The organism is Mobilicoccus massiliensis (assembly GCF_000826525.2).
Classification (GTDB): domain Bacteria; phylum Actinomycetota; class Actinomycetes; order Actinomycetales; family Dermatophilaceae; genus Mobilicoccus; species Mobilicoccus massiliensis.
In genome coordinates this window covers 212550-236056 of record NZ_LN651326.1, presented here as the reverse complement: position 1 = coordinate 236056, position 23507 = coordinate 212550, and the positions used below count along the sequence as shown (strand labels likewise).

Here is a 23507-nt window from a genome sequence, read left to right as displayed (position 1 = left end):
CGAGGGCGGACATGAGCGACCGGTTCGTCTCCTCCCGGTACCGGGGCCAGGCCTCGACGCCGATGAGCAGCTCGGTCGACCGGGCCTCCCGGTTCGACGACGTCATCAACTTCAGCCTCGGCGACCCCGAGCTCACGACCGACGCGCGCATCATCGACGCCGCGATGGCCGACGCCCACGCCGGCTACACGCATTACACCGACACCTACGGCTACCCCGATCTGCGCGAGGAGATCCTGCGCGTCTACGCCGAGGACCACGACCATCACCACGACCCGGCCGGGGTCATGGTGACGACGTCGGCCTGCCACGGCATGTGGCTCGCGCTGGAGAGCATCCTCGACGACGGTGACGAGGTCATCGTTCTCGCGCCCTACTTCACGCCCTACCCGCACCAGATCCGGCTCGCGCGTGGGGTGCCGGTGGTCGTCGAGACGCACGAGGAGGACGGCTACCAGCCGCGCGCCGAGGCACTCGAGGCGGCGATCACCGACCGGACGCGCGCGATCATCCTCAACACCCCCTCCAACCCGACGGGGGCGTGCCTGCGGCGGGAGACCTCCGAACGGATCGCCCGCCTCGCCGCCGATCACGACCTCGTCGTCATCGCCGACGAGATCTACACCGCGTTCAGCTACGCGGAGCCGTTCGAACCGTTCGTGACGATCCCCGGCATGGTCGAGCGCACGATCACCCTCAACTCGTTGTCCAAGGACTACGTCATGACCGGGTGGCGCATCGGCTACGCGCTGGGGCCGGCCGAGGTCGTTCGCACGATGAAGGACGTCAACGAGAACAACGTCTTTACCGCCCCCTCCGTCTCCCAACGGGCCGCGCTGCACGCCCTGCGGATGCGCCACGAGATCGTCCCGCCGATCACCGAGCGCTATCGGGCCCGGCTCATGCGGGCCTACGAGCGCGTGTGCGCGACGCCGAACATGAGCACGCTCGAGCCGGGCGGCTCGATCTACCTGTGGGTGAACGTCAAGGAGACGGGTCTCACGAGTGCCGAGGTCGCCGACCGGATCTTCGACGAGGCCCACGTGCTCACCCTGCCCGGCAACGCGTTCGGCGACTGCGGCGAGGGCTACCTGCGCCTCGCGATGACCGTGGGACGTGAACGGATCGACGAGGCCTTCGACCGCATCGCCCGCATGCCGCTGTTCGGCGGCTGAACCTCACATCCGGATGTCGGCGCGGGAGTGCCCGTTCGCGTCGAGCCACGCCACGGCACGGTCGAACACCATGCCGGAGTACGGGTTCTTGAACCCCGGCCGACCGGCGCCGAAGTCCTCCAGCGCCGTGGCGGCGTTGCGCAGGTAGACGCTCGTCAGCTCCTGGTGCGGGGCGAGTTCGCCGGTGCGCCGGTCGAGCGCGAGCTGCTGGGCGAACGCGCTGGCCTCACCGCGGCGGTCGATGAGCCCGGGCTCGACGACCTCGCCGGTCGCGTACCGCAGCATGTCCTTGTCGCCGTCGGTGAGGTAGCGAAAGTCGTTGAGCACGCCGAACTCGGGCTTGGGCGGCGCCGCGGGCGCAGGCGTGGACGGGACCCGGACGGGCACCGGGTTCGGCGTGATGCGCATGGCAGCTCCCTCGACGTCGGACACCCTCCCATCGACCCGACCGGCGAGGCCCTGAGCGCTTCTCGGGCTCTTAAGTCGGTGATTCCCTTGGCCCCGAGCAGGATTCGCGGCGACCGGCGACACGCTCGAACAGGCGTTTCCACCCGGCGTGGGGGCCGGCCACGCTCGAACAGGCGTTTTCACCCGACCTCGCGGGGTGAAACCGCCTGTTCGAGCGGTCGGGGCGGGTGGAAGTGCCTGTGTGGGCGGTCTCCGGTCTCCTCGTTCTTGCTGAGACAGGCGTTTCCACCCGACCTCGTGCGGTCGAAAGGCCTGTTTGAGCGGTGGCGGCGGGTGGAAGTGCCTGTGTCAGCGGTGTCCCGTCTCTTCGTCCTCGCTCAGACAGGCGGTTCTACCCGGCGTCGTGCGGTGGAAGCGCCTGTTCGAGCGGTCGTGGCGGGTGGAAGCGCCTGTTCGAGCGGTCGTGGCGGGTGGAAACGCCTGTTCGAGCGGCCGAGGCGGGCGGTGGATACTGGACCGCGCCATGCCTTCCATGTCCTCCACGTCGGCGCGCCCGCCCGTGCCCGCCGAGATCCGCGTCCTCATCGGGGCCGCCTTCGTCATCGCCCTCGGCTTCGGCATCGTCGCGCCCGTGTTGCCGCAGTACGCGCGCAGCTTCGGTGTCGGGGTCACCGCTGCCTCGATCATCGTCAGCGCCTTCGCGTTCGCGCGGCTCGTGTTCGCTCCGGGCGGCGGCGCGCTCATCGCGAAGTTCGGCGAACGGCCGGTCTACATCGCCGGCCTGCTCATCGTCGCGGTCTCGACCGCCGCCACGGGGTTCGCCCAGACCTACCCCCAACTGCTGATCTTTCGCGGCCTCGGCGGAATCGGCTCGACGATGTTCACGGTCTCGGCGATGGGACTCATCGTGCGGCTCTCGCCGCCGACGATCCGCGGCCGGGTCTCCGGCTACTACGCCACGGCGTTCCTCACCGGCAACATCCTCGGTCCGGCGCTCGGCGGGGCGCTCGCGCCGTTCGGGTATCGCGTGCCGTTCTTCATCTACGCGGTGGCGCTCGTCATCGCCTCGGGAGTCGTCGCGCTCTTCCTCTCCGGTGCCTCGCTGCGCCCGGAGCCCGGTGCGGTTCCCTTGCCGATCATGACGTTTCGTGAGGCGCTGCGCGACAGTGCCTACCGTGCCGCACTCGTCTCGGGGTTCGCCAACGGCTGGACGAACTTCGGCGTGCGCAATGCACTGCTGCCCATGTTCGCCGCGGCCGTGCCGACCCTCGGCGACTGGACCGCGGGCGTCGCCCTCACGGTGTTCGCCGCCGGCAACGCCCTGGCTCTCCAGGCGGGCGGACGGCTCGTCGACTCCCGAGGACGAAAGCGGGTGCTCATCGTCGGACTCGTCGTCTCCTCGGCGGCGACCGTCGTGTTCGGCTACGTAGAGAACCTCCTGCCGTTCTTGGTGCTCTCGGCCGTCGCCGGCATGGGCGCCGGCCTGCTCAACCCCGCACAGCAAGCCGCGGTCGCCGACGTCGTCGGCAACGGACGCAACGGCGGAAAGGTGCTCGCCTACTTCCAGATGTCGCAGGACGTCGGCACGATCGTCGGGCCGGTGCTCACCGGCGTCGTCGCCGACGCGGCAGGCTTCGGCCCGGCGTTCGCGATCACCGGTGCCGTGACCGTACTCGCCGCCCTCGCCTGGCTGCCCGCCCGCGAGACGATTCCGGGAGGGCGGCGGCCGTGGCGGGCCGCGGTCGCACGACCGGATCCCGCGTGAGGGTGTTTCGCTCGATGTAGCGCCACGCCGGCATGAGGGTCGGGGCCATCGTCACGAGCACGTAGGTGCCGCCGACGATCCACAACGCGTTCGCCAGGCCGACGGCAGAGACGAGGACGCCGCCGAGGAGGCCGCCGATGGGCAGCAGGGCCCACGCACAGGCCATGGCCAGCGTGTTGACCCGGCCCATGAGCCGGCCGGGTATCCGCTCGACGATGACGGCGCCGATGATCGGGTTGATGAATCCGGCGGCGAACCCGCCGACCGCGAGCACGCCGAGTGTCACCGGCATCGGAGCGGCGAGCGCGAGGATGCCGAAGCGTGGCAGTCCGACGAGTAGGTAGGCGACGACGTAGATCGGCCGGCGTGGCAGCCGTTCGCCGAGGCCGGCGGCGACGATCGCGCCGATCACCGAGAACGCGGCCGAGGTCGCGAGGAGGAATCCGATCGCGGCCGGGCCGCCGCCGGTCACCAGCGCCCACATCGGGAGGAGTGCGACGCCGAAGGCCTGCTCGAGCATGTTCGTCACGGCGAGCACCGTGACGAGCGCGACGAGCACGTGGTCGCCACGCAGGAAGGTCCAGCCCTCCCGCAGTTCCGACAGGTATGAGGGCCGCTTCGCGGGCGCACCACCGGGTCGACCCGCCGGGGGAGCCTGGGGCCCGCTCGCGAGTGCGGTCACCGGGACGGCGCCCGCCCCGGTGAGGCTCACCCCGGCAAGGCGTGGACGCAACGCGAGAGCGAGGAGGATGACGGTGAGTGCGAGGGTGGCGGCCGTCAGCCATAGCGCCGTGGCGCCCCCGACCGCCGCGATGACCAGGCCACCGAAGGCCGCACCGAACGTGGCGGCGAGCCGGTCGACCGCGCCGAACGCGCCACTGACCCGCTCGAGCGACGCGTCGGCGGCCTTGGCCACGAGCGGGATGAGCGTCGTCTTGGCCCCGTCTCCGGGAGCGCGCAGCACACCGATGAGCGCGACGAGCGCGATGAGCGCCGGGTACGAGAGCAGGCCGGCGCCGTGAAGCAGAGGAACGGCTGCGACGGCGAGCATGCTGAGCGCGTCGCCGAGGACCGCGACGCGCACCGGGCCGATCCGGTCGATGAGCGGCCCGCACAGTGCTTTGACCACGACGTAGGGGGCGAGCTCGGCGAAGGCGACGACCCCGGTCAGCGTCGGGCTCCCGGTGGTCGTGAGGACGTACCAGGGCACCGCGATGGCAGCCAGCCGCGTGCCGGCGAGCGACAGGGCGGTGATCGCGATGAAGATCCACAGGGCACTCCCCGAGGCGCGACGACCTGTGATCTGTCGCCCCGGTTCCATGTGAGCCACGGTAGGCGGGCTCATGACGGGCGACCGTCTTGGACGGCCCCTACATGCCGGTAGGGGAGAGACTCTTGACCCGCTCCTGACCATCCATGATGGAGTCATGACGAACACGGATGAACCGGGCAGGAGCGACTCTCTCGACACCTCGCCGAACCCGCCGTCGACGCCGGCGATCGACGTGCCCGCCGACGTGCTCGAGGCCGCCCGCCGCGCCCGTCGCGTCACGGTGCTCACCGGCGCCGGTGTCTCCGCCGAGAGCGGCGTCCCGACCTTTCGCGGCGCCGAGGGCAGCCTGTGGGAGGAGTTCGACCCGACGACCCTCGCCTCGCCGAAGGGCTGGGACGCCGACCCCGAGCTCGTGTGGGCGTGGTACGCGTGGCGCATGGGCCTCGTGCGCGGGGTCGAACCGAACGCCGGACACGTTGCCCTTGCCCGGTGGGCGAGCCGGGGCGACACCGAGATCCGCATCGCCACCCAGAACGTCGACGACCTGCACGAACGTGCCGGCAGCGAGGTCATCGCCCACGTCCACGGCAGCCTGTTCGACATGCGGTGCTCTGCGTGCGGCGCGCCGTACGAGGGCGATCCGGGCATCCCCGACGAGCCCGTGCAACGCCTCGAGCCGCCGCTGTGCGAGGAGTGCGGCGAGTACGTGCGTCCCGGCGTCGTGTGGTTCGGCGAGATGCTGCCCGAAGGGGCCTTCGACGCCGCGCTCGACGCCTGCCTCGACGCCGATCTCGTGCTCGTCGTCGGCACGTCGGGCATCGTCTACCCCTTCGCCTCGTTGCCCGACATCGCCCGCGGCCACGGCGTTCCCGTCGTCGAGATCAACCCCAGCGAGACCGACCTCTCCCTCGGCGTCGACCATGTCTGGCGCGCCACCGCGGCCACTGCTCTGCCGGCGCTCGTCGACGCGCTCGACGATCGGGGCTCGTCGGTGCGGGCGTGAGGGCGTCATAGGCTGGTGACCTCGATCGCAGCCCTTGAGGAGGCACCGACATGTCGTCACTCGTCGAACTCGTCGATCCCCGCGCGGCGCGGGTCGACGTGGACGCGTCCGACTGGCGAGCCGGGATCCGGGCCGCCGGTGACCTCCTCGTCGCCACCGGGGTGTCCGGCGAGTCCTACAGCGAGGCGATGATCGCCAACGTCGAGCAGCACGGCCCGTACATCGTCATCGCTCCCGGATTCGCGTTCGCGCACTCACGGCCCGACGCGTCGGTGACGCGCACCGGCATGAGCATCGTCCGCCTACGCACCCCCGTGGAGTTCGGCAGCCCGACCAACGACCCGGTGACGCTCGTCCTCGCGCTCGCGGCGGTCGACGCCGACGCGCACCAGGACGCCCTCGCCACCCTCGCCAAACTCCTCTCCGACCCCGACCGTCGTCGCCGACTCGACGAGGCCACCAGCGCGGAGGCGCTGCGCGCGGCGCTCGGGGAGGCCGAGGACGGCCGGTCCGAGAGCGCGGATCGGCATGAGGCGGCGGCGAGTTCGATGGGTGCGACGGCTGATCAGACGCCGAACCCGAAGGCGGGAACGTCCGGGGCCGTCGGTGGCGCCATGGGGGCGGCCTCGAACGACGCAACCGCGGACACCGTGCCCAGCAAGGGATTCATCCTCACCGTGTGCGGCAACGGGCTCGGCACGAGCCTCTTCCTCAAGAACACCCTCGAGCAGGTCCTCGACACGTGGGGTTGGACCCCGTTCGTGCGCGTCGAGGCCACCGACACGATCTCGGCGCGCGGCCGTGCGAACGAGGCCGACGTGCTGCTCACCTCCGACGCCATCGCGCAGGCCATCGGCGACGTCGGCACCCCTGTCGAGGTCGTCGACGACTTCACGTCCACACGCCAGGTCGACGCCGCGTTGCGCCGCGTCTACGCCGTCTGACGGAGCCCCTCATGAATCCCCTCGTCACCGTTGCCCAGTTCCTCGTCAACGAGATCCTCGCCGTCCCGGCGTTCCTCATCGGCATCATCACCGCGGTCGGTCTGGTCGCCCTGCGGCGCCCGTTCTCGCAGGTCGTCGGCAGTGCCATCAAGGCGACGCTCGGGTTCCTGCTCATCGGCGCCGGTGCCGGAATGGTCGTCGCCTCGCTCGAACCGCTCGGGGTGATGATCCAGGGCGCGCTCGGCGCACACGGCGTCGTCCCGACCAACGAGGCCATCGTCGGCATCGCGCAGGAGAGGTTCGGCGCGCAGGTGTCGTGGCTGATGATCCTCGGGTTCGTCGTCGCGCTGCTGCTCGCCCGGTTCACGCCGCTGCGCTACGTCTTTCTCACCGGCCACCACCTGTTGTTCATGGCGACGCTCATCACGATCGTCATGATGTCGGCGGGTATGGCCTCCGGCGTCGTCGTGGTCCTCGGGGCGGCGCTGCTCGGCGTGCTCATGGTCTCCCTGCCCGCCCTCGCGCATCCGTGGACGCGCAAGATCACCGGTGACGACTCGATCGCGATCGGTCACTTCGGCACCGCCGGCTACATCGCCTCCGGGGCCGTGGGCCGGGCCGTCGACCCGGCCGGCACGAGCCCGTCCACCGAGGACGTCAAGGTGCCGGAGGGGTTGCGCTTCCTGCGGGACTCGATGGTGGCCACGGCCCTGTCGATGGTGGTCATGTATCTCGTCGTCGCCGTCGCCTACCTCGCCCGCGCCGGCGAGCAGACGGCCTTCGACGCCTTCGAGGGCGGAGCCACGGGCGTCGGCAACTACCTCATGCAGTCGGTGACCCAGGGTCTGCAGTTCGGAATCTCGGTGGCGGTCATCCTCTTCGGCGTACGCACGATCCTCGGTGAGCTCGTCCCGGCGTTCCAGGGCATCGCCGAGAAGGTCGTGCCGGGAGCCATCCCCGCGCTCGACGCGCCGATCGTCTTCCCGTACGCGCAGAACGCCGTGCTCATCGGCTTCATCGCGAGCTTCGTCGGGGGCCTGACGGGCCTACTGCTGCTCGCCGTGTGGCTCGGCCCGGTGTTCGGACTCGCGCTCATCCTGCCCGGCCTCGTGCCCCACTTCTTCACCGGCGGCGCCGCCGGCGTCTACGGCAACGCCACCGGTGGCCGGCGTGGCGCGGTCGTCGGCGCGTTCGTCAACGGCCTGCTCATCACGTTCCTGCCCGCAATGCTCATGCTCGTCATGGGCGACTTCGGCGACGCGAACACGACGTTCGGCGACACCGACTTCGGCTGGTTCGGCATCCTCATCGGTTACGGCGCGCGCGCCGGTGGGGCCGCGGGAGCGGTGATCCTGGCGATCATCGGCGTCGTCGTCCTCGCCGCCGCGATCCTCGTGCAGCGGCGGGTCGTCGACGGCGGGTGGGACCCGGCTCCGCGCCGGGTCGCGGGCGCCGCACCCGGCACGACCGGCAGCCGTTCCGATGACGTGAACGGTCGCGCGTCCCGAGGCGACGGCTCCCGCGGCTTCCGCAAGGTCGCCCCACCCGAAGGCGCTCCGGTACCGCCGCCTCCGGCCTGACGCATCGCGACGGCACAATGGGGGAGTGGAAGGTCTCCTGATCAACGTTGCCCTGGTGCTCGCCTTCATCCTCGTCGGAGGCGTGTTCTCGGCGTCGGAGATCGCGCTCGTCTCGTTGCGCGAGAGCCAGGTGAACGCGGCCGCCGAGCGTGGCGGCGCGGGTCTGGTGGTGCAGCGGCTCACCCAGGACAGCAACCGGTTTCTCTCGGCGGTGCAGGTCGGAGTGACGCTCGCGGGGTTCTTCTCGGCCTCGTTCGGTGCGGCGACGATCGCGCCCTACCTCACGCCGGTGCTCGTGGGGTGGGGGATCCCGCAGTCGATGGCGGCGACGACCGCGTTCGTCATCACGACGCTCATCATCTCCTACCTCTCCCTCGTGCTCGGCGAGCTCGCGCCCAAGCGGCTCGCCATGCAGAGTGCCGAGAGCTTCGCCCTCATCGTCGCTCGCCCGCTCGACACGATCGCCACCGTGCTGCGGCCGGTCATCTGGTTCCTCGGCCTCTCGACCAACGTCGTCATGCGTCTGCTCGGCCGCAACCCCGAGGAACAGAAGGAGTCGATGGACGCCGCCGAGCTGCGGGCCATCGTCGCCGAACAGGAGGACCTCGGCGAGGACGAGCGCGGCATGGTCGTCGACATCCTCGCCGCGGGCGGCCGCACGGTGTCGGAGGTCATGACACCCCGCACCGAGGTCGACTTCCTCGAGGCCACGATGCCGGTCTCCGAGGCCCGCACCGTGGTGCAGTCGCTCGAACGTTCCCGCTACCCCGTCACGGGTAAGGGCGTCGACGACGTGCTCGGGTTCCTCCACATCCGTGACCTGCTCATCGACGAGTCGCAGACCATCGCCGGCGACGCTCTCCGGGTCGGTGACCTCGTGCGCGAGATCCTCGTCGTGCCCGGCAGCAAGCCGTTGTTCGCCGCGTTCTCGCTCATGCGGGAGTCGCGCTCGCACCTCGCGCTCGTCGTCGACGAGTACGGCGGCACCGATGGCATCGTCACGCTCGAAGACGTCATGGAGGAGTTCGTCGGCGACATCCAGGACGAATACGACCAGGACGAGCCGGTGCGCATCGTGCGGCCCGGCCGGCGCGAGGTCTCCGGTCTGCTCGGGCGCGCCGAGGCCGGCAAGATCCTCGGCGTCGAATTGCCCGAGGGCCCCTTCGACACTCTCGGCGGCCTCGTCATGCACCTGCTCGGCCGGTTGCCGGAGGTCGGTGACGAGGTCGACTGGGGGGTGCTCACCCTGCGTGTGCTGGAGCTCGACGGCCGCCGGGTCGACCGGGTGGAGGCGCGACGGCACACCGAAGACCCGAATCGGGAAAGAATGACGGTCCCGGAGCGTTGACCCTGTGGACGAGCGCGCGACGCGCGCCCAGCGTAGAAGGACACTGATGCCAGCATCGGCCACATCACCTCAGGACCGCGACCGCCGCGGTCGTCGCCCGGGTCGACGCGACTCCCACGGCGGTTACGCCGACGACGGACTCCGCGACACCGCGCGCCGGCAGGACGGGCGCGACGATCAGGCGCCCAAGCCGTGGCGCACCGAGGGCATGCCCGGGCAGGGCAAGGACGACGGCTCCAAGCAGAACTCGAGCTGGAAGTGGCTCGCCGCGGTCATCGCCGTGTTGTGGCTGCTCATGTTCGGGATCATGCAGATGCAGAACGCGGCCACCGCGCCGCGTGACATCACCTACACCGAGTTCACCCAGCAGCTGCAGGCGAAGAACGTCGAGAAGGTCCAGACCAAGGGCGACACGTTCACCGGCACGCTCAAGACCGAGAAGCCCTACCCCGGTGAGGAGGGCGTCAGCTACAAGAACTTCACCACCGAACGCCCCACCTGGGCCAAGGACGATCCGCTCAAGGCCCTGCAGGCGAGTGGTGCGACGGTGAGCGCCGAGTCGGTCCTCGAGCAACGCAGTCTGCTGATGACCGCCCTGTTCTCGTTCGGGCCGATCCTGCTGATCGTCGCCCTGTGGATCTTCATCATGCGCAAGAGCCGATCGATGATGACCGGCGGGCTCATGGGCGGCGGCAAGAAGAAGGGCCCCGTCGATCCCGAGACGGTGCGCGTCACGTTCGATGACGTCGCCGGCATCGACGAGGTCGAGAACGAGATCTACGAGATCGTCGACTTTCTCAAGAACCCCGACAAGTACCGCCGCCTCGGTGCGCGTGCCCCGAAGGGTGTGCTGCTCGCCGGCCAGCCCGGCACCGGCAAGACGCTGCTCGCCCGCGCCACCGCCGGCGAGGCGGAGGTGCCGTTCTTCTCGGCGAGCGCGAGTGAGTTCATCGAGATGATCGTCGGTGTCGGAGCCCAGCGCGTGCGTGAGCTGTTCGAGGAGGCCCGCAAGGTCGCGCCCTCGATCATCTTCATCGACGAGATCGACACCATCGGCCGCGCCCGCGGGGGCTCCCGCGCGATGGGTGGCCACGACGAACGCGAGCAGACCCTCAACCAGATCCTCACCGAGATGGACGGGTTCTCCGGCAGCGAGGGCGTCGTCGTTCTCGCCGCGACCAACCGCGCCGACGTGCTCGACCCGGCGCTGCTGCGCCCCGGCCGGTTCGACCGCACCATCCAGGTGCACGCGCCCGACGCCAAGGGCCGCGAGCAGATTCTCGAGGTGCACAGCCGCGGGGTGCCGCTGGACTCCGACGTCGACCTCATGGCGCTCGCCAAGGCCACCCCGGGCATGACCGGCGCCGAACTCGCCAACCTCGTCAACGAGGCCGCGCTGCTCGCCGCCCGACAGGACGCCGACGACGTCACGCAGTCCGACATGTTCGAGGCGCTCGAGAAGGTGCAGCTCGGCGCGGCGCGCAACGTCATCATGCCGCCGGAGGAGCGTCGTCGGACGGCCTATCACGAGGCCGGTCACGCGCTGCTCGGCATGCTGCAGGCGGGTGCCGACCCGGTGCGCAAGGTCTCGATCATCCCCCGCGGTCGCGCGCTCGGTGTCACGCTGTCGACCCCCGACGACGACCGTTACGGCTACGACGAGGAGTACCTGCGCGGGCGCATCATCGGCGCGCTCGGCGGCATGGCGGCCGAGGAGCTCATCTTCGGCGTCATCACCACCGGCGCGGAGTCCGACCTCGACTCGAGCACGAACATCGCCCGCAGCATGGTGGGGCGTTGGGGCATGAGCGAGAAGGTCGGCCCGGTGCAGATCTACCCCAGCGAGGGCGATCCGCGGTCGGCCGGGTTCTCCGAAGACATCCTCGGCCGCGCCGACGACGAGGTCCGCCGCATCGTCGACGAGTGCTACCGCGAGGCCATCCGGCTCCTGCGCGAGCACCGCGACAAGCTGGAGAACATCACCGCGGCCGTGCTCGAGAAGGAGACCCTCGACGAGGCCGAGGTCTACGCCGCGGCCGGCATCCCGCGTCCGAGCCCGGACGAGATGGAGTCGCCGATCCAGGGCAGCCGCGCGGTCCCGAGCCGCGAGAAGTCGCCCACCGGCGAGTACGAGCAGGACCGCGACCGCGACGGCTACCGTGATCCGCAGGCCCGCGCCGGGGAGAGCGCCGGTGAACGCGTGGCCGAGGAGATCGCCCACGGTGACCGGCCGCACGAGCACGAGGGTCGGCCCGAGGGTGAGGTCGGCGGAGCGCACCAGGCCCCCCGCGCCTGATCCCGGACTGATCCCAGCTCGATACGACGACGCCCGGCTCGTCAGGAGATGTCTCCTGACGAGCCGGGCGTTCGTCGTGAGGGGGAGTTCGGGGGATCCGTGCACGTCTACGTCACACGGCGCACGTCGTAGGAGGCGTGTCATCTGTGTATGACGTGCCCGGACGAGCGAAAGTCTGTGGGTGGCGGCCCGGCGTCAAGGCGCCATCAGGGCGGGGGCGCGAGAGAAGTGATCGATGAGCCAACCGGTGCTGCCGGGATGGACGAGGAGAATCGCGATCGCCGCCATGAACGCCACCCAGGCGAAGTAGCCGAATCCCATGGTCGCCGGACCGATCAACCAGTTTCCGAGTCGGACGAGACCCAGCCAAGGCGGGGTGCGGCGAGCAGCGCTCTCCGCGATCACCGCCCCCAGCCCGCGTGAGGTGGTGGTGTACAGGAGGAGTAGGAGGAGCGCGACTCCGGCCAGCCGCATCTCGTAGGCGAAGACGCCATCAAGGCCCAGGGCGTTCCATGTGGCGGTGACCGATTCGACGATGCTCATCCCGGACGTTGCCCGCTCGATCTCGCGGAGGCTCGGCTCGTGGCGGACCGGTATCGGCAGGGCGCTCAGTGCCCACAGCACCGCTGAGCCGATCGCGGTGATGGCGACCCGCATGCCACCGGCTCCCCGGACGCCCGCCGGCCAACGCCACCACGTCAGGGCCGTGATGAACAGGGCGATCATCGTGACGATTCGGGTGATCAAGAGGACGAGACCCCAGTGAGCCGCGATCGCCCAGGTGAGTGCCGAAACGCCCGCCACGACGGCGAAACACAGGCCGATCATCTTGGCCACGTCGTCGTCATCGTTGGTCGGTGCAGAGCTGGTGCTACCAGAGGATTGCGCTTCGGGCTTGGGCGCGGGCAGCCGCGGCGAGATGTGCCAGGTGTTTTGGTTCACCGTCTGAGTGATTCGTGAGTTCGAGCCGTGCGTCGTAGCGTTCTGCGAGATGCCCCGGGAGTCAGGGCCGTGGCGGCTGCCGAGCCAGCTTCCGAGCGCGGTGACCACGAGGCCCACGAGCGGCTGGGCCCACGGTGCGTTGAGGAGGGTGGAGGGGAGATCCATGGTCGTCCTCAGCGCTTGGTCCAGTCCGCGCAACCGCTGGACTGGAAGTACTTGTCGGACTTCTTGATGACGACGACGGACTTGCCGGACGAGTTGTTGTTCGCGAGGATCCCGTCGAACGGGTCGTCGCTCTTGAGGCGTGCCCAGTAGCAGTTGCCGCTGACGGGGGTGTCGGAGGCGTACTTGCCGGGCTGGATGTCGACACCGACCTCGTAGGTGCCGTCGCCGGGGAACGACTCGGGCTGGGCACTGGGCTCCGAGGCCTGGGCCGGGGGAGGCTCGGCGGCGGCCTTGGTCACGGTCACGGTCTGGGCCGGCTGCGAGTCGGGCGTGACGGTGACCGTGGCGGTCGGGGCGGGGGCCGACGCGGTGGTCATGGCCGTGCCGCTTGCACCGGCCGCGCCGATTCCGAACGCGAACAGGGCGGTGAGCGGGTACGCGAACACGTGCTTTTTCTGCATGGCGAACTCCTGGTGAGACGAGTGACATTCGCTCTGAGGCCACGGCCCGTCGAGCGCCTGCCGGGGTTAATGAGTTCACCGTGCAACTCCACCGTCGGTATGACCTAGTAATGCGGCGATAACGGGGGTTATCACGAATGTCCTGCTAGTCGATGCGCTCTGGCTCTACAGTTCTCGTCATGACCGATCACGCCACAGCCGACGCCACGGGGCTCGTCACCCTGGCCGATGTCGCCGTCCTCGCCGGCGTGCAGCGGCCGGTGGTGTCGATGTGGCGCAAGCGGCCGCACGCGGTCGCAGGCGCGTTCCCAGCGCCGGTGGGTCGCGCCAACGGGGCCGACCGGTTCGAGCGTCGGGCGGTGGTCGAATGGTTGCGGGCGAGTGGCCGAGGCAACAACCCGGAGCTCGCGCTCGACGCCGCACTGCACACGCGTCCGCCACTGCCGACGCCCGACGGGTGGGCCCTTGTGACGGCGCTCCTCGCGGTGCAGGTCCTCTCGGGGGAGACCTGCGCCGCGCTGGAGCGTGAGGATCTCCTCGATGTCGCCGAGGAGGCCGACCCCGACGACCGGTTCGCGTTCTCGGAGATCGCTGTCGCGGACGAGGCCGCGCTGCGTGCCACCGCCGCCTACGTCGACGACCTGGTCGGCGCGGCTCGCGGCGGAGAGGACGCGCTGACCTACCTGCGGCGCGATCCGTCTCGCTTCGGCCTCGGGCCAGATGGCACGGCCGTCGCCGAAGGCGTGCTCGACCTCGTCGGTGCGCTTGCCGTCGCGTTGGGCGTATTGGAGTCGGGGGAGTTGGCCGTCGTCGCCGATCCCACGGGCTGCAGCTCGGCGCTGGTCATGGCGGCCGTGCGGGCCTCGGGCGCGGAGGCGGCGGCGCGGGCGTCGATGCGGCCGGTCGTGACTGCGGATACCGAATCGGTGCGCTGGGCGGTGCGGGACGCGTGGCGGAGGCTCGTCATCCATGGCGTCGTTCCCGAGGACATGGAGACCGACGACGAGGGGCACGTCACGATCACCGGGTCGGCGGTCGTCGTGGCCGCCTACCCGCATCCGGGAGCGCCGGATATGACGCCGAAGCGGCTACTCGACGCGGTCGACGACGTGCTCGTCCAGCTCGATCCACGTCAGACCGCAGTGATCGTCGGGCCGGCGTCGGTCCTCACCGACAATCTGGGCAGTCCGAGTGTGGATCGCATCCGGCACGAGGTGCTGTCGACCGGCCGGCTGCGCGCCCTGGTGCGCTTCGGTCCGGGGAGTTCGGTGGCCGTGCCGCAGCGTCGCCTGGCGCTGTGGGTCATCGGACCTGCGCCGGTGGGCAATGTCCGTCAGGGGCGCACGGCGGTCGTCGATCTCGCGGGTGCCGACCTCGCCGAGGTGCGTGACGACCTCGTGGCCGACATCGTCGCCGCCATCGAGGACCGTCCGGTGCTCGGCGTCGGCGACGACGAGTCGGAGGCCCGGGCCCACGTGTTCCGGGTGGCGCGCTACCAGCGCACGTTCGCGATCCTCGCCGAGCGCCGCGATCTCGTCCCTCGTGACCTGGGGATCGTGCGTCCGGAGCTTCCTCCCGTCGACGACGTCGCCGCTGATGCCGTGGCGGCGCGGGTGGCGAGCCCGGTGGGTGGAGTGGCCGTTCGGGTGGAGGCGGCCCGCAACGATGTGCCGACCGGTGGCGTCACGACGGTGCGGGAGCTCATCGCGGCCGATCGGGTGACCGTCGTGCCGGGAACGAGGCTGTCCGCCACGGAGGTCCGGCGTCGCGAGGAGGTGGAGGGGAGGGGCGTGCCGATCACCGTCATGGGCGTACCCGAGTTGAGTGGCGACGAGCGGCCGGGGGAGCGGGTCGTCGATCTGTTGGCGTTCACCGCCGCGCACCCCAAGGCTCATCGCACGGAGGCCGGGGATGTGCTCTTCTGCACCGGTCCTCGGCCGGGGGCGTGGGTGGATGCCCGTGGCGGCACGGTGGTCGAGTTCCCCGCCCGTTCCCTTCGGGTACAGGCCACTGACCCCGCGAGTGCGTCGGCTCGCGTCATCCCCCACGTCCTCGCGGCCGACCTCGCCCGCGGGAAGGGGACCGAGTGGCGGTCGTTCCCGGCCCGACTCGTGTCGGTGGCCACCGCCGACACGCTCACCGAGGTCTTCGAGTCCATCACCGTCGCCCGGGCAGAGACGCAGCAACGTGTGGACGACCTCGACCGATTGACCCAGCTTCTCGCCGACGGCGCGGTCGCCGGCCGGATCACCGCCATGATGAACTCGATCGAACCGGAAGGACACTGACGTGCCACCTCGCACTCGTAAGACCACCGCCCCCGCGGTGCCCAGCACCATGAAGGAGCTCAAGGACACCCTGTGGAAGGCGGCGGACAAACTGCGCGGCTCGATGGACGCGTCGCAGTACAAGGACGTCGTCCTGGGTCTCGTGTTTCTCAAGTACGTCTCGGAGGCGTACGACGCCGCGACGGTCGCCATCGCCGAGGAGCTCCGCGCCGAGGGGTATCGCGAGGACCAGATCGAGCAGCTCGTCGGTGACCAGGACGACTACCGGGGGCGTGGCGTGTTCGTCGTCCCGCCGACCGCGCGCTGGGACTACCTCGCCGAGCACAGCAAGGGGCTGAGCGAGAGCGAGCCGAACGGTCCCAAGAGCGTCGGGCGGCTCGTCGACGACGCGATGGATCTGCTCATCGGGGCCAACCCGAGCCTGCGCAACTCGCTGCCGCACGGGTTCAACCGAGAGAACGTCGACCAGCGGCGCCTCGGTGAGCTCGTCGACCTGCTCAACAACATCCGGTTCTTCGGCGAGGGGGCGAGTCGCGCGCGTGACCTCATGGGTGAGGTGTACGAGTACTTTCTCGAGCAGTTCGCCCGGGCCGAGGGCAAGCGGGGTGGGGAGTTCTACACGCCGCCGTCGGTGGTGCGGACCATCGTCGAGATTCTCGAGCCGACGGAGGGCCGCGTGTACGACCCGTGTTGCGGCTCGGCCGGCATGTTCGTCCAGGCCGAGAAGTTTCTCGCCGCGCACGACAAGGACAAGACGGCCCTGTCGATCTTCGGTCAGGAGCTCAACGAGCGCACGTGGCGGATGGCGACGATGAACCTCGCCATTCACGGCCTCAACGGCAACCTCGCCGACCGGTGGGGTGACACGTTCGCGCTCGATCTGCACCCGAACCTGCAGATGGACTACGTGATGGCGAACCCGCCGTTCAACATCAAGGACTGGGCGCGCAGCGAGGAGGACGCCCGCTGGGTGTACGGCGTGCCGCCGGTACGGAACGCCAACTACGCGTGGATGCAGCACATCATCAGCAAGCTCACGCCGCACGGCATGGCCGGGGTGGTCATGGCCAACGGGTCGATGAGTTCGACGAGCAACGGTGAGGGCGACATTCGCGCCAACCTCGTCGAGGCCGACCTCGTGACGTGCATGGTGGCGTTGCCCGACAAGCTGTTCCGGTCGACGGGGATTCCTGCGTGCCTGTGGTTCTTCGCCAAGGACAAGAGCGCCGGCGCGCAGGGGAGCATCGACCGCCGCGGTGAGGTGCTGTTCATCGACGCCCGCAACCTCGGGTTCATGGCCGAACGCGCTCTGCGCGACCTCGCGCCAGAGGACATTCAGCGCATCGCCGACACCTACCGCGCCTGGCGCGGCACGGCCTCTGCCGAGGGCGCGGAGTACGAAGACGTGCCCGGCTTCTGCGCCTCGGTGCCCGTCGCCCGGATCAAGGAGGCCGGCTACGCGCTCACCCCGGGCCGCTACGTGGGTGCCGCTGCCATCGCCGACGACGGCGAACCCATCGACGAGAAGATCGCCCGGCTCACGGGTGAGCTCACCGCCGCCTTCGACGAGTCAGACCGACTCCAGAGCGAGGTCCGCAAGCAGTTGAGGAGGGTGTCGTGACCACGACGTTTCAGGAGCTTGCGCGAGACGGGCACCTGATCTACAGCGATGGTTACCGAACACGCAGGGACCAGCTCGCCGCCACCGGCTACCGGATCATTCGCGTCGCGGACGTTGGCGCCGACGTGGTGCGTTTCGACAGCCCTGACTTCGTCTCGGCCGAGCAGACTGCTGCGATCGGGGCGAAGGCGGCGCAGGCGGGTGACATTCTGCTCACGACCAAGGGAACGGTCGGACGCGTGGCTGTGATGCCCGAGGCAGAAGGGAACGCCGTCTACAGCCCTCAACTGTGCTTCTTCCGGGTACTAGACGGGGGCGTCATCGTCCCGGGTTACTTGAAGGCATGGTTCCGTTCGTCGGAATTCTGGCAGCAGGCCGCCTATTTCATGAACAACACCGACATGGCCGCCTACATCAGCCTCCGCGACCTCGGGCGCATGAACGTGACGCTGCCTGACACCAATACGCAGCGGGCGATTGCGGAGGTGCTGGGCGCGCTCGACGACAAGATCGCCGCCAACGACCGAAAGTTGGGGACGGTGAACGACCTTGAGGACGCAATCTACCTCTCGGCATGCGCTGACGTCCGAACGATCCCAGTGGGTGCAGCCGCGGAGTTTTTGAATCGCCGTCGCATCCCTTTGTCCTCCCGTGAACGGTCAGAGCGTCAAGGGGTCGTTCCCTACTACGGGGCAGCTGGCCAAATCGATACGGTCGACTCGGCACTCTTCGACGAGCCCATCGTTTTGGTCGGCGAGGACGGGACGGTGCAGACGGGGGATGGCAGGGCGGTCGTGCAGTACGTCTGGGGCCTTTCCTGGGTCAACAATCACGCACACGTGCTGGTCGGCAAGGGCGTTTCGACAGATGTCCTGCGCGTCGCCCTGAGACGACTCTCGGTCGCCGATGCGGTCACGGGCGCTGTGCAACCCAAGCTGAGTATGGCGCGGCTGAGCGCGCTCCCTCTGCTCGTGCCCACGGATGAGCGCCTGGCCTCTTTGGGTGGTCAGCTCACTGTTCTGGGCGGCGTGATCCGGGAGACCACGGCGGAGTCGCGAGCCTTGACCGCGTTGCGCGACGCCCTCCTCCCCGAGCTCATGTCGGGTCGGCTGCGCGTGAAGGATGCGGAATCAACCGTGGAGGAGGTGCTCTGATGGGCCGGGCCGGGTCGGAGGCCATGTGGGAGGACATGGCGATGAACGTCCTCGCTGAGTTGCAGTGGACGCCGCTCAAGGGTGAGCAGATCGCGCCGGGGACGGGGGAGCGGGAGTCGTGGAAGGACCTCGTCATCCCGTCTCGGGTGGCGGCGGCGTTGACCCGGCTCAACCCCGACGTGCCGCAGACGTACCTGCAGCAGGCGCAGGCCGAGATCCTGCGGCCCCGATCCAACGACGCGCTCGCGGAGAACTACCGTCTCCACGAGGTGCTGACCCAGGGCTACCACGGCGTCACCTACCTCGACTCGGCCGGCGTCGAACGCACGCCGACGATCCGGCTCATGTCGACGACCGTCGACGACAACGACTGGCTCGCTGTCAACCAGGTGACGATCCGCGACGGTGAGCACCACCGCCGGTTCGACGTCGTCCTCTATAGCAACGGGCTGCCCGTCGCGATCGTCGAGCTCAAGCGGTCCGGCGACAGCAAGGCCAGCTCGGCGGGCGCCCACGCCCAACTCGAGCTCTACCTGCGCGAGTTCCCCATGGTGTTCCGGACCGTGCTCCTCACCGTCGCCAGCGACGGTGCCACGGCCCAGTACGGCACACCGTTCACGCCCTACGAGCACTTCAGCCCGTGGAACGTCGACGACGACGGCACCGTCGTCCGCGCGGGTGAGGCATTCGGCGACGAGGAGTACACGACGCCGCTCGGCGTGCTCCTCCACGGGCTGTTCAACCAGGAACGATTCGGGCAGCTCATGCGCGGGTACACCGCGTTCTCCGAGCGCGACGGTGTGCTGACCAAGCGCATCGCCAAGCCGCACCAGTACTTTGCCGTCACCGCGGCGGTCGGCTCCACGGTCGAGGCCATCCGCAGTGACGGCCGCGCCGGCGTCGTCTGGCACACGCAGGGCTCGGGCAAGTCGATGGAGATGGAGCTCTACGCCGCCGCCGTCCACCGCACCCCCGAGCTCGCCAACCCGACGATCGTCGTCGTCACCGACCGCCGCGAACTCGACGGGCAACTGTTCCAGACCTTCCGCGACTCCAGGCTGCTGCCCGAGGCACCCGTCCAGATCGCGACCCGCGCCCAACTCCGCGCCGAACTCACCGGGCGTCGCACCGGCGGCATCTACTTCACGACCCTGCAGAAATTCGGCCTGTCCAAGGCCGAGAAGGACGCCGGGGCGACCCACCCCGAGCTGACCGACCGGCGAAACGTGCTCGTCGTCGTCGACGAGGCGCATCGCAGTCACTACGACGACCTCGACGGGTACGCCGCCCACCTGCGGCACGCGCTGCCCGGTGCCTCGTTCATCGCCTTCACCGGCACGCCGATCAGCTTCACCGAACGCGACACCCGCGCCACGTTCGGCGGCTACGTCGACGTGTACGACCTCACCCGCGCCGTCGAGGACGGCGCCACCGTGCCCGTCTACTTCGAGCCGCGACTCATCCCGCTCGCCCGCATGGAGGAGGCGACCGAAGAGGACATCGATCGCGCCGCCGACGAGGCCACCGAGGGCCTCGACACTCTCGAACGGGCCAAGGTCGAGAAGTCCGTCGCCGTCATCAACGAGCTCTACGGCCACCCCGACCGCATCCGAACGCTGGCCGCCGACCTGCTCGAACACTGGGATCGGCGCAAGACCGCGATGCTGCCGCAGATCGAGACCGGCGGCAAGGCGATGATCGTCTGCGCCACCCGCGAGATCGCCGCCCGTCTCTACGACGAGATCGTCGCCCAGCGCCGCGCTGCCGGCGACGACACGTGGCACTCCGACGCGATCGAGCGGGGCAAGGTCAAGGTCGTCTATTCCGGCACCACCACCGACCCCGACCCCATCAGCCACCACGTGCGTCGCGGTCACGAACAGCAGACGATCCAGAGCCGTATCAAGAAGCCGGACGACGAACTCGAACTCGTCATCGTCAAGGACATGCTGCTCACCGGCTTCGATGCCCCGAGCCTGCACACGCTCTACGTCGACCGGCCCCTCAAGGGGGCGCTGCTCATGCAGACCCTCGCCCGCGTCAACCGCACCTACCGCGGCAAGGACAACGGCCTCCTCGTCGGGTACGCCCCGCTGGCCGACAACCTCGAAGCCGCGCTCGCCGAGTACAGCGACACCGACCGGCGCGAAAAGCCGCAGGGCCGTCACGCCGACGAGGCCGTCGGGCTCGCGCTCGACCTGCTGGCCCAGCTCGACGCGCTCCTGCCGTTCGATCGTTCCGAGGAGATGAAGAAGCACCCGGCGCAGGTCGCGTACCTCAGGACCGTCATCGCCGCGGCCAACCGGCTCGTGTCTCCGGAGTGCCGCAGCACCGCGGACCTCGGCGGCGGCGAGGCGGACGAGGACCAGCCCGAGTCGACCTACGCCCGCTATCGGCGCCTGGTCGGGCAGTTGAACCGGGCCTGGGCGATCGGCGGCGGAGGCGAGACCCTGGCGGCCAAGCGGGACGACTTCCGGTTCCACAGCGAGGTCCGCGTCTACCTGGCCAAGCTCGAGGCCGGCGAACGTCGAGCCTCGGGCAAGCCGGTGCCCGAGGACATCGCGCGCCTGCTGCGGTCGCTCATCGTCGACACGACGACTCCGGGGGAGGTCGTCGACATCTACGCCGTCGCCGGCATCGAACGACCCGACCTCGGCCGCCTGACGCCCGGTGCCATCGAGGCGCTGCGAAGGACACCCGCGCCCAACCTGGCCATCGAGGCGTTGCGATCCGCCCTCACGGAGGACTCGCACGCTGTGACCGGCGGCAACCTCAGCCGCGAACGCCAGTTCTCCGAGCGGCTTGCTGCGCTGATGAACCGTTACGTGAACTCGCAACTCACCGCCGCCGAAGTCATCGAGGAGCTGCTTCGGGTCGCGAGTGACATCGCCGCCGAGGCCCGCCGTGGCGAACAGTTCACCCCGCCGCTGCACCGCGACGAGCTGGCCTTCTTCGACGCCGTCAGCCAGAACGACTCCGCCGTGCTCCTCCAAGGCGAAGACACCCTCGCCCAGATCGCCCGCGAGCTCGTCGCCATCATGCGTCGCGACGTCAAGACCGACTGGACCGTCCGTGAAGACGTCCGCGCCAAACTCCGCGTCTCCGTCAAACGGCTCCTCGTCAAGTACGACTACCCACCCGACAAGCAACCCGAAGCCATCCGCCTCGTCATCGAGCAGATGGAAGCCCTGGCCCCGAAGTACGTGGAAGGAGACGAGAGATGACTGGCGTCACGGGGGCTCTTGCCTGGCTGCGGGATGTGTCTTCCGTGGTGGACTGGGGAGATGTACCTACCTGGCTCGGTTTTGTGGCAGCAGGTCTTGCCGTCTTCGTCACGGGGAAGACATTTGAGAGTTCAGCCAAGAGGGACGCTGAACTGATCATAGCCGATATAGTTGGGTCACTGTCGGCTGGCGAGGTAGCGGCCGCGCGCTCCAGGCTCGCAGCGTTCGCCTACAAGCCCGTGCCTCAAGCGATTTCCAGGAGTGGAAATGTGCGGCGAGGACGGGTGGAGCTGGTTCGCGATGATGTGTTCACCCTTTTGTGGGCCCTGCAGCGGGCCTCAGGGGTTAGGCAAACCTTGGGTCGATCGCGAGTGGCCCAGCGGAACGTTCTTTTCCTCCACGTCGAACTTATTGCTGAACTCATCACAGATGTCATGAAGCTAATTCCCGAGAGGGATCTGGCGTTCTTTTCTCCTGCATCCACACTGGCGATCAAGTCTCTACAGGATATGTATTCATACGGTGATCATGCGCAGGGACAGAAAGCAGTTGAGTACCTGATGGGCGCGTTCTCGCAGGTCCTCGCCGGTGCGGATGAGTCAGGTGCCACTCGGCAGGTGCGCTCATCTGGTCAGAAGAGCGGCGAGCCCCGGTGATCCGCGAACTGCGGGGCAATCTGCTGTCGGATGACGCAGACGCCCTGGTCAACACGGTGAACACGGTTGGGGTCATGGGTAAGGGCATCGCCCTGCAGTTCAAGCGCGCCTACCCAGACATGTTCAAGAACTACGCTCGTGAAGCCAAGAACGGCAGGCTGGAGACGGGCCGGATGCATGTGTGGGAGACCTCGGGCCTGACCGGCCCTCGCTTCATCATCAACTTTCCGACCAAGCGTCACTGGAAGGGCGGCTCGCGCATCGAGGACATCGGAGCGGGCCTCGATGACCTCGTCCGAGTGGTGCAGGAACATGGCATCACGTCGGTCGCTGTACCGCCGCTCGGTTGCGGCAACGGCGGACTTGATTGGGCCGACGTGGCCCCACTCATGCATGCTGCTCTGCAGCCACTGGCCACGACGGTCGACATCAGGCTGTACGTGCCCGCGGGTGCACCGGCGGCGAGCGACATGGTCAACCGTGAGACGGCGCCGGCGTTGACGCCGACGCGTGCTGCACTCCTTCGCCTGATGAACGCGTACCGCGAGGTCGCCTGGGAGTGGCCGGGCCTGGTCGACACCCAAAAGTTGGCCTATTTCTTGCAAGAGGCTGGAGAACCGCTGCGACTGACCTTCGTCAAAGGCCCTTACGGACCCTATGCCGACGACCTTCGCAAGACGCTTCGTCAGATGGGAGGCCACTTCATCACGGGGTTCGGTGACGGTTCTGCTCGTCCTTGGGACGCCGAGCCGCTGCAGGTGATGGACGAGTCACGCGAGGCGCTGAGCGACGTCGTGGCTTCCTCGCCTGAGACTGCCGCTCGCACGGTTCGGGTGCTCGAGCTTGTCAGCGGCTTCGAAGGCACCTATGACATCGAGCTTCTCGCGTCCGTGCATTGGGCGGCGGTGCACGCAGACGCCCGCACGCCCGATGAGGCGAGCCGCGTCATCCGTCTGTGGACCAAACGCAAGGCTGAACTGTTCTCGAGTGCTCACGTCGGCACCGCTTGGAACGCCCTGATGCGGCATGGATGGATCTGCGAGGCCGCGGTGGTGTGATCCACAAGCGCGCTGACCTGCAGACCGCCTTGCGTGGAGGCTCAAGCGGACGTCGGTGTCCGCCGCCTCAGGAGGCGATCCTTCCTCGAGAACGTCGGGTTTCGTAGGATGTAAACCTGTGTGTCGCAAATTCCTTCTTCGAGGCG

17 protein-coding genes are annotated in these 23507 nt (G+C 69.0%); 13 read left to right on the top strand and 4 right to left on the bottom strand.

Annotation, left to right across the window (positions count from 1 at the left end):
- Positions 1-11 precede the first annotated feature (11 nt).
- Complete coding sequence (locus tag BN1197_RS03675; protein WP_040156228.1) at positions 12-1175, top strand: aminotransferase class I/II-fold pyridoxal phosphate-dependent enzyme; 1164 nt, start codon at positions 12-14, stop codon at positions 1173-1175.
- A 3-nt stretch (positions 1176-1178) separates the two neighbouring features.
- On the opposite strand, the gene BN1197_RS03670 is transcribed toward BN1197_RS03675, so the two are convergent.
- Positions 1179-1583, bottom strand: a complete 405-nt coding sequence (locus tag BN1197_RS03670) for a hypothetical protein (protein ID WP_040156634.1) — start codon at positions 1581-1583, stop codon at positions 1179-1181.
- A 523-nt stretch (positions 1584-2106) separates the two neighbouring features.
- Between BN1197_RS03670 and BN1197_RS03665 the strand changes: the two genes are divergently transcribed.
- Complete coding sequence (locus BN1197_RS03665) at positions 2107-3348, top strand: MFS transporter (RefSeq protein WP_040156225.1); 1242 nt, start codon at positions 2107-2109, stop codon at positions 3346-3348.
- On the opposite strand, the gene BN1197_RS03660 is transcribed toward BN1197_RS03665, so the two are convergent.
- The gene (locus tag BN1197_RS03660) at positions 3236-4669 is read right to left on the bottom strand and encodes an MFS transporter (protein ID WP_040156224.1); all 1434 of its coding nucleotides are present in this window, start codon (positions 4667-4669) and stop codon (positions 3236-3238) included. The two genes, BN1197_RS03665 and BN1197_RS03660, sit on opposite strands and share 113 nt — an antisense overlap.
- Before the next feature lie 106 nt (positions 4670-4775).
- On the opposite strand from BN1197_RS03660, the gene BN1197_RS03655 reads away from it, so the two are divergent.
- Genes BN1197_RS03655 through ftsH form a run of 5 tightly spaced genes read left to right on the top strand, consistent with a single transcriptional unit; the run spans position 4776 to position 11792 of the window.
- Positions 4776-5624 carry an SIR2 family NAD-dependent protein deacylase gene (locus BN1197_RS03655; protein ID WP_082043595.1) on the top strand — a complete coding sequence of 283 codons (849 nt, stop codon included), beginning with the start codon at positions 4776-4778 and terminating at the stop codon, positions 5622-5624.
- A gap of 50 nt (positions 5625-5674) precedes the next feature.
- Complete coding sequence (locus BN1197_RS03650; RefSeq protein ID WP_040156221.1) at positions 5675-6568, top strand: PTS sugar transporter subunit IIAB; 894 nt, start codon at positions 5675-5677, stop codon at positions 6566-6568.
- 11 nt (positions 6569-6579) lie between these two features.
- Positions 6580-8148, top strand: a complete 1569-nt coding sequence (locus tag BN1197_RS03645) for a PTS ascorbate transporter subunit IIC (RefSeq protein ID WP_040156219.1) — start codon at positions 6580-6582, stop codon at positions 8146-8148.
- Positions 8149-8173: 25 nt separating this feature from the next.
- Positions 8174-9496, top strand: a complete 1323-nt coding sequence (locus BN1197_RS03640; protein WP_040156218.1) for a hemolysin family protein — start codon at positions 8174-8176, stop codon at positions 9494-9496.
- Positions 9497-9542: 46 nt separating this feature from the next.
- Positions 9543-11792, top strand: coding sequence for an ATP-dependent zinc metalloprotease FtsH (gene ftsH, locus BN1197_RS03635; protein WP_082043594.1), 2250 nt, complete (start codon positions 9543-9545; stop codon positions 11790-11792).
- A gap of 195 nt (positions 11793-11987) precedes the next feature.
- Here ftsH and BN1197_RS03630 read toward each other — a convergent pair whose 3' ends face one another.
- On the bottom strand, positions 11988-12842 hold the full coding sequence (locus BN1197_RS03630; protein WP_141397198.1) for a hypothetical protein: 855 nt from the start codon (positions 12840-12842) through the stop codon (positions 11988-11990).
- A gap of 65 nt (positions 12843-12907) precedes the next feature.
- On the bottom strand, positions 12908-13360 hold the full coding sequence (locus BN1197_RS03625) for an Rv1352/Rv1906c domain-containing protein (RefSeq protein ID WP_052465950.1): 453 nt from the start codon (positions 13358-13360) through the stop codon (positions 12908-12910).
- 179 nt (positions 13361-13539) lie between these two features.
- On the opposite strand from BN1197_RS03625, the gene BN1197_RS03620 reads away from it, so the two are divergent.
- From BN1197_RS03620 to darG, 6 genes are read left to right on the top strand one after another with little or no spacing between them, the layout of a single operon-like run.
- On the top strand, positions 13540-15648 hold the full coding sequence (locus BN1197_RS03620; protein WP_040156214.1) for a hypothetical protein: 2109 nt from the start codon (positions 13540-13542) through the stop codon (positions 15646-15648).
- 1 nt (position 15649) lies between these two features.
- The gene (locus tag BN1197_RS03615; RefSeq protein WP_040156211.1) at positions 15650-17269 is read left to right on the top strand and encodes a class I SAM-dependent DNA methyltransferase; all 1620 of its coding nucleotides are present in this window, start codon (positions 15650-15652) and stop codon (positions 17267-17269) included.
- Positions 17266-18423 carry a restriction endonuclease subunit S domain-containing protein gene (locus BN1197_RS03610; protein ID WP_052465949.1) on the top strand — a complete coding sequence of 386 codons (1158 nt, stop codon included), beginning with the start codon at positions 17266-17268 and terminating at the stop codon, positions 18421-18423. Before BN1197_RS03615 ends, BN1197_RS03610 begins: the two co-directional genes overlap by 4 nt.
- Positions 18423-21647: a type I restriction endonuclease subunit R gene (locus BN1197_RS03605; protein WP_040156210.1), complete on the top strand. Its 3225-nt coding sequence runs from the start codon at positions 18423-18425 to the stop codon at positions 21645-21647. Before BN1197_RS03610 ends, BN1197_RS03605 begins: the two co-directional genes overlap by 1 nt.
- Entirely contained in the window at positions 21644-22303 is a 660-nt protein-coding gene (locus BN1197_RS17025; protein ID WP_141397197.1) for a hypothetical protein, read from the top strand. Before BN1197_RS03605 ends, BN1197_RS17025 begins: the two co-directional genes overlap by 4 nt.
- On the top strand, positions 22300-23361 hold the full coding sequence (darG, locus tag BN1197_RS03595) for a type II toxin-antitoxin system antitoxin DNA ADP-ribosyl glycohydrolase DarG (protein WP_040156206.1): 1062 nt from the start codon (positions 22300-22302) through the stop codon (positions 23359-23361). Before BN1197_RS17025 ends, darG begins: the two co-directional genes overlap by 4 nt.
- The last annotated feature ends 146 nt before the right edge of the window (positions 23362-23507 follow it).

Coding starts and splice junctions, on each gene's coding strand:
- BN1197_RS03675 (WP_040156228.1), top strand. CDS start 12: ATGAGCGACCGGTTCGTCTCCTCCCGGTACCGGGGCCAGGCCTCGACG.
- BN1197_RS03670 (WP_040156634.1), bottom strand. CDS start 1,583: ATGCGCATCACGCCGAACCCGGTGCCCGTCCGGGTCCCGTCCACGCCT.
- BN1197_RS03665 (WP_040156225.1), top strand. CDS start 2,107: ATGCCTTCCATGTCCTCCACGTCGGCGCGCCCGCCCGTGCCCGCCGAG.
- BN1197_RS03660 (WP_040156224.1), bottom strand. CDS start 4,669: ATGGAACCGGGGCGACAGATCACAGGTCGTCGCGCCTCGGGGAGTGCC.
- BN1197_RS03655 (WP_082043595.1), top strand. CDS start 4,776: ATGACGAACACGGATGAACCGGGCAGGAGCGACTCTCTCGACACCTCG.
- BN1197_RS03650 (WP_040156221.1), top strand. CDS start 5,675: ATGTCGTCACTCGTCGAACTCGTCGATCCCCGCGCGGCGCGGGTCGAC.
- BN1197_RS03645 (WP_040156219.1), top strand. CDS start 6,580: ATGAATCCCCTCGTCACCGTTGCCCAGTTCCTCGTCAACGAGATCCTC.
- ftsH (WP_082043594.1), top strand. CDS start 9,543: ATGCCAGCATCGGCCACATCACCTCAGGACCGCGACCGCCGCGGTCGT.
- BN1197_RS03625 (WP_052465950.1), bottom strand. CDS start 13,360: ATGCAGAAAAAGCACGTGTTCGCGTACCCGCTCACCGCCCTGTTCGCG.
- BN1197_RS03620 (WP_040156214.1), top strand. CDS start 13,540: ATGACCGATCACGCCACAGCCGACGCCACGGGGCTCGTCACCCTGGCC.
- BN1197_RS03605 (WP_040156210.1), top strand. CDS start 18,423: ATGGGCCGGGCCGGGTCGGAGGCCATGTGGGAGGACATGGCGATGAAC.
- BN1197_RS17025 (WP_141397197.1), top strand. CDS start 21,644: ATGACTGGCGTCACGGGGGCTCTTGCCTGGCTGCGGGATGTGTCTTCC.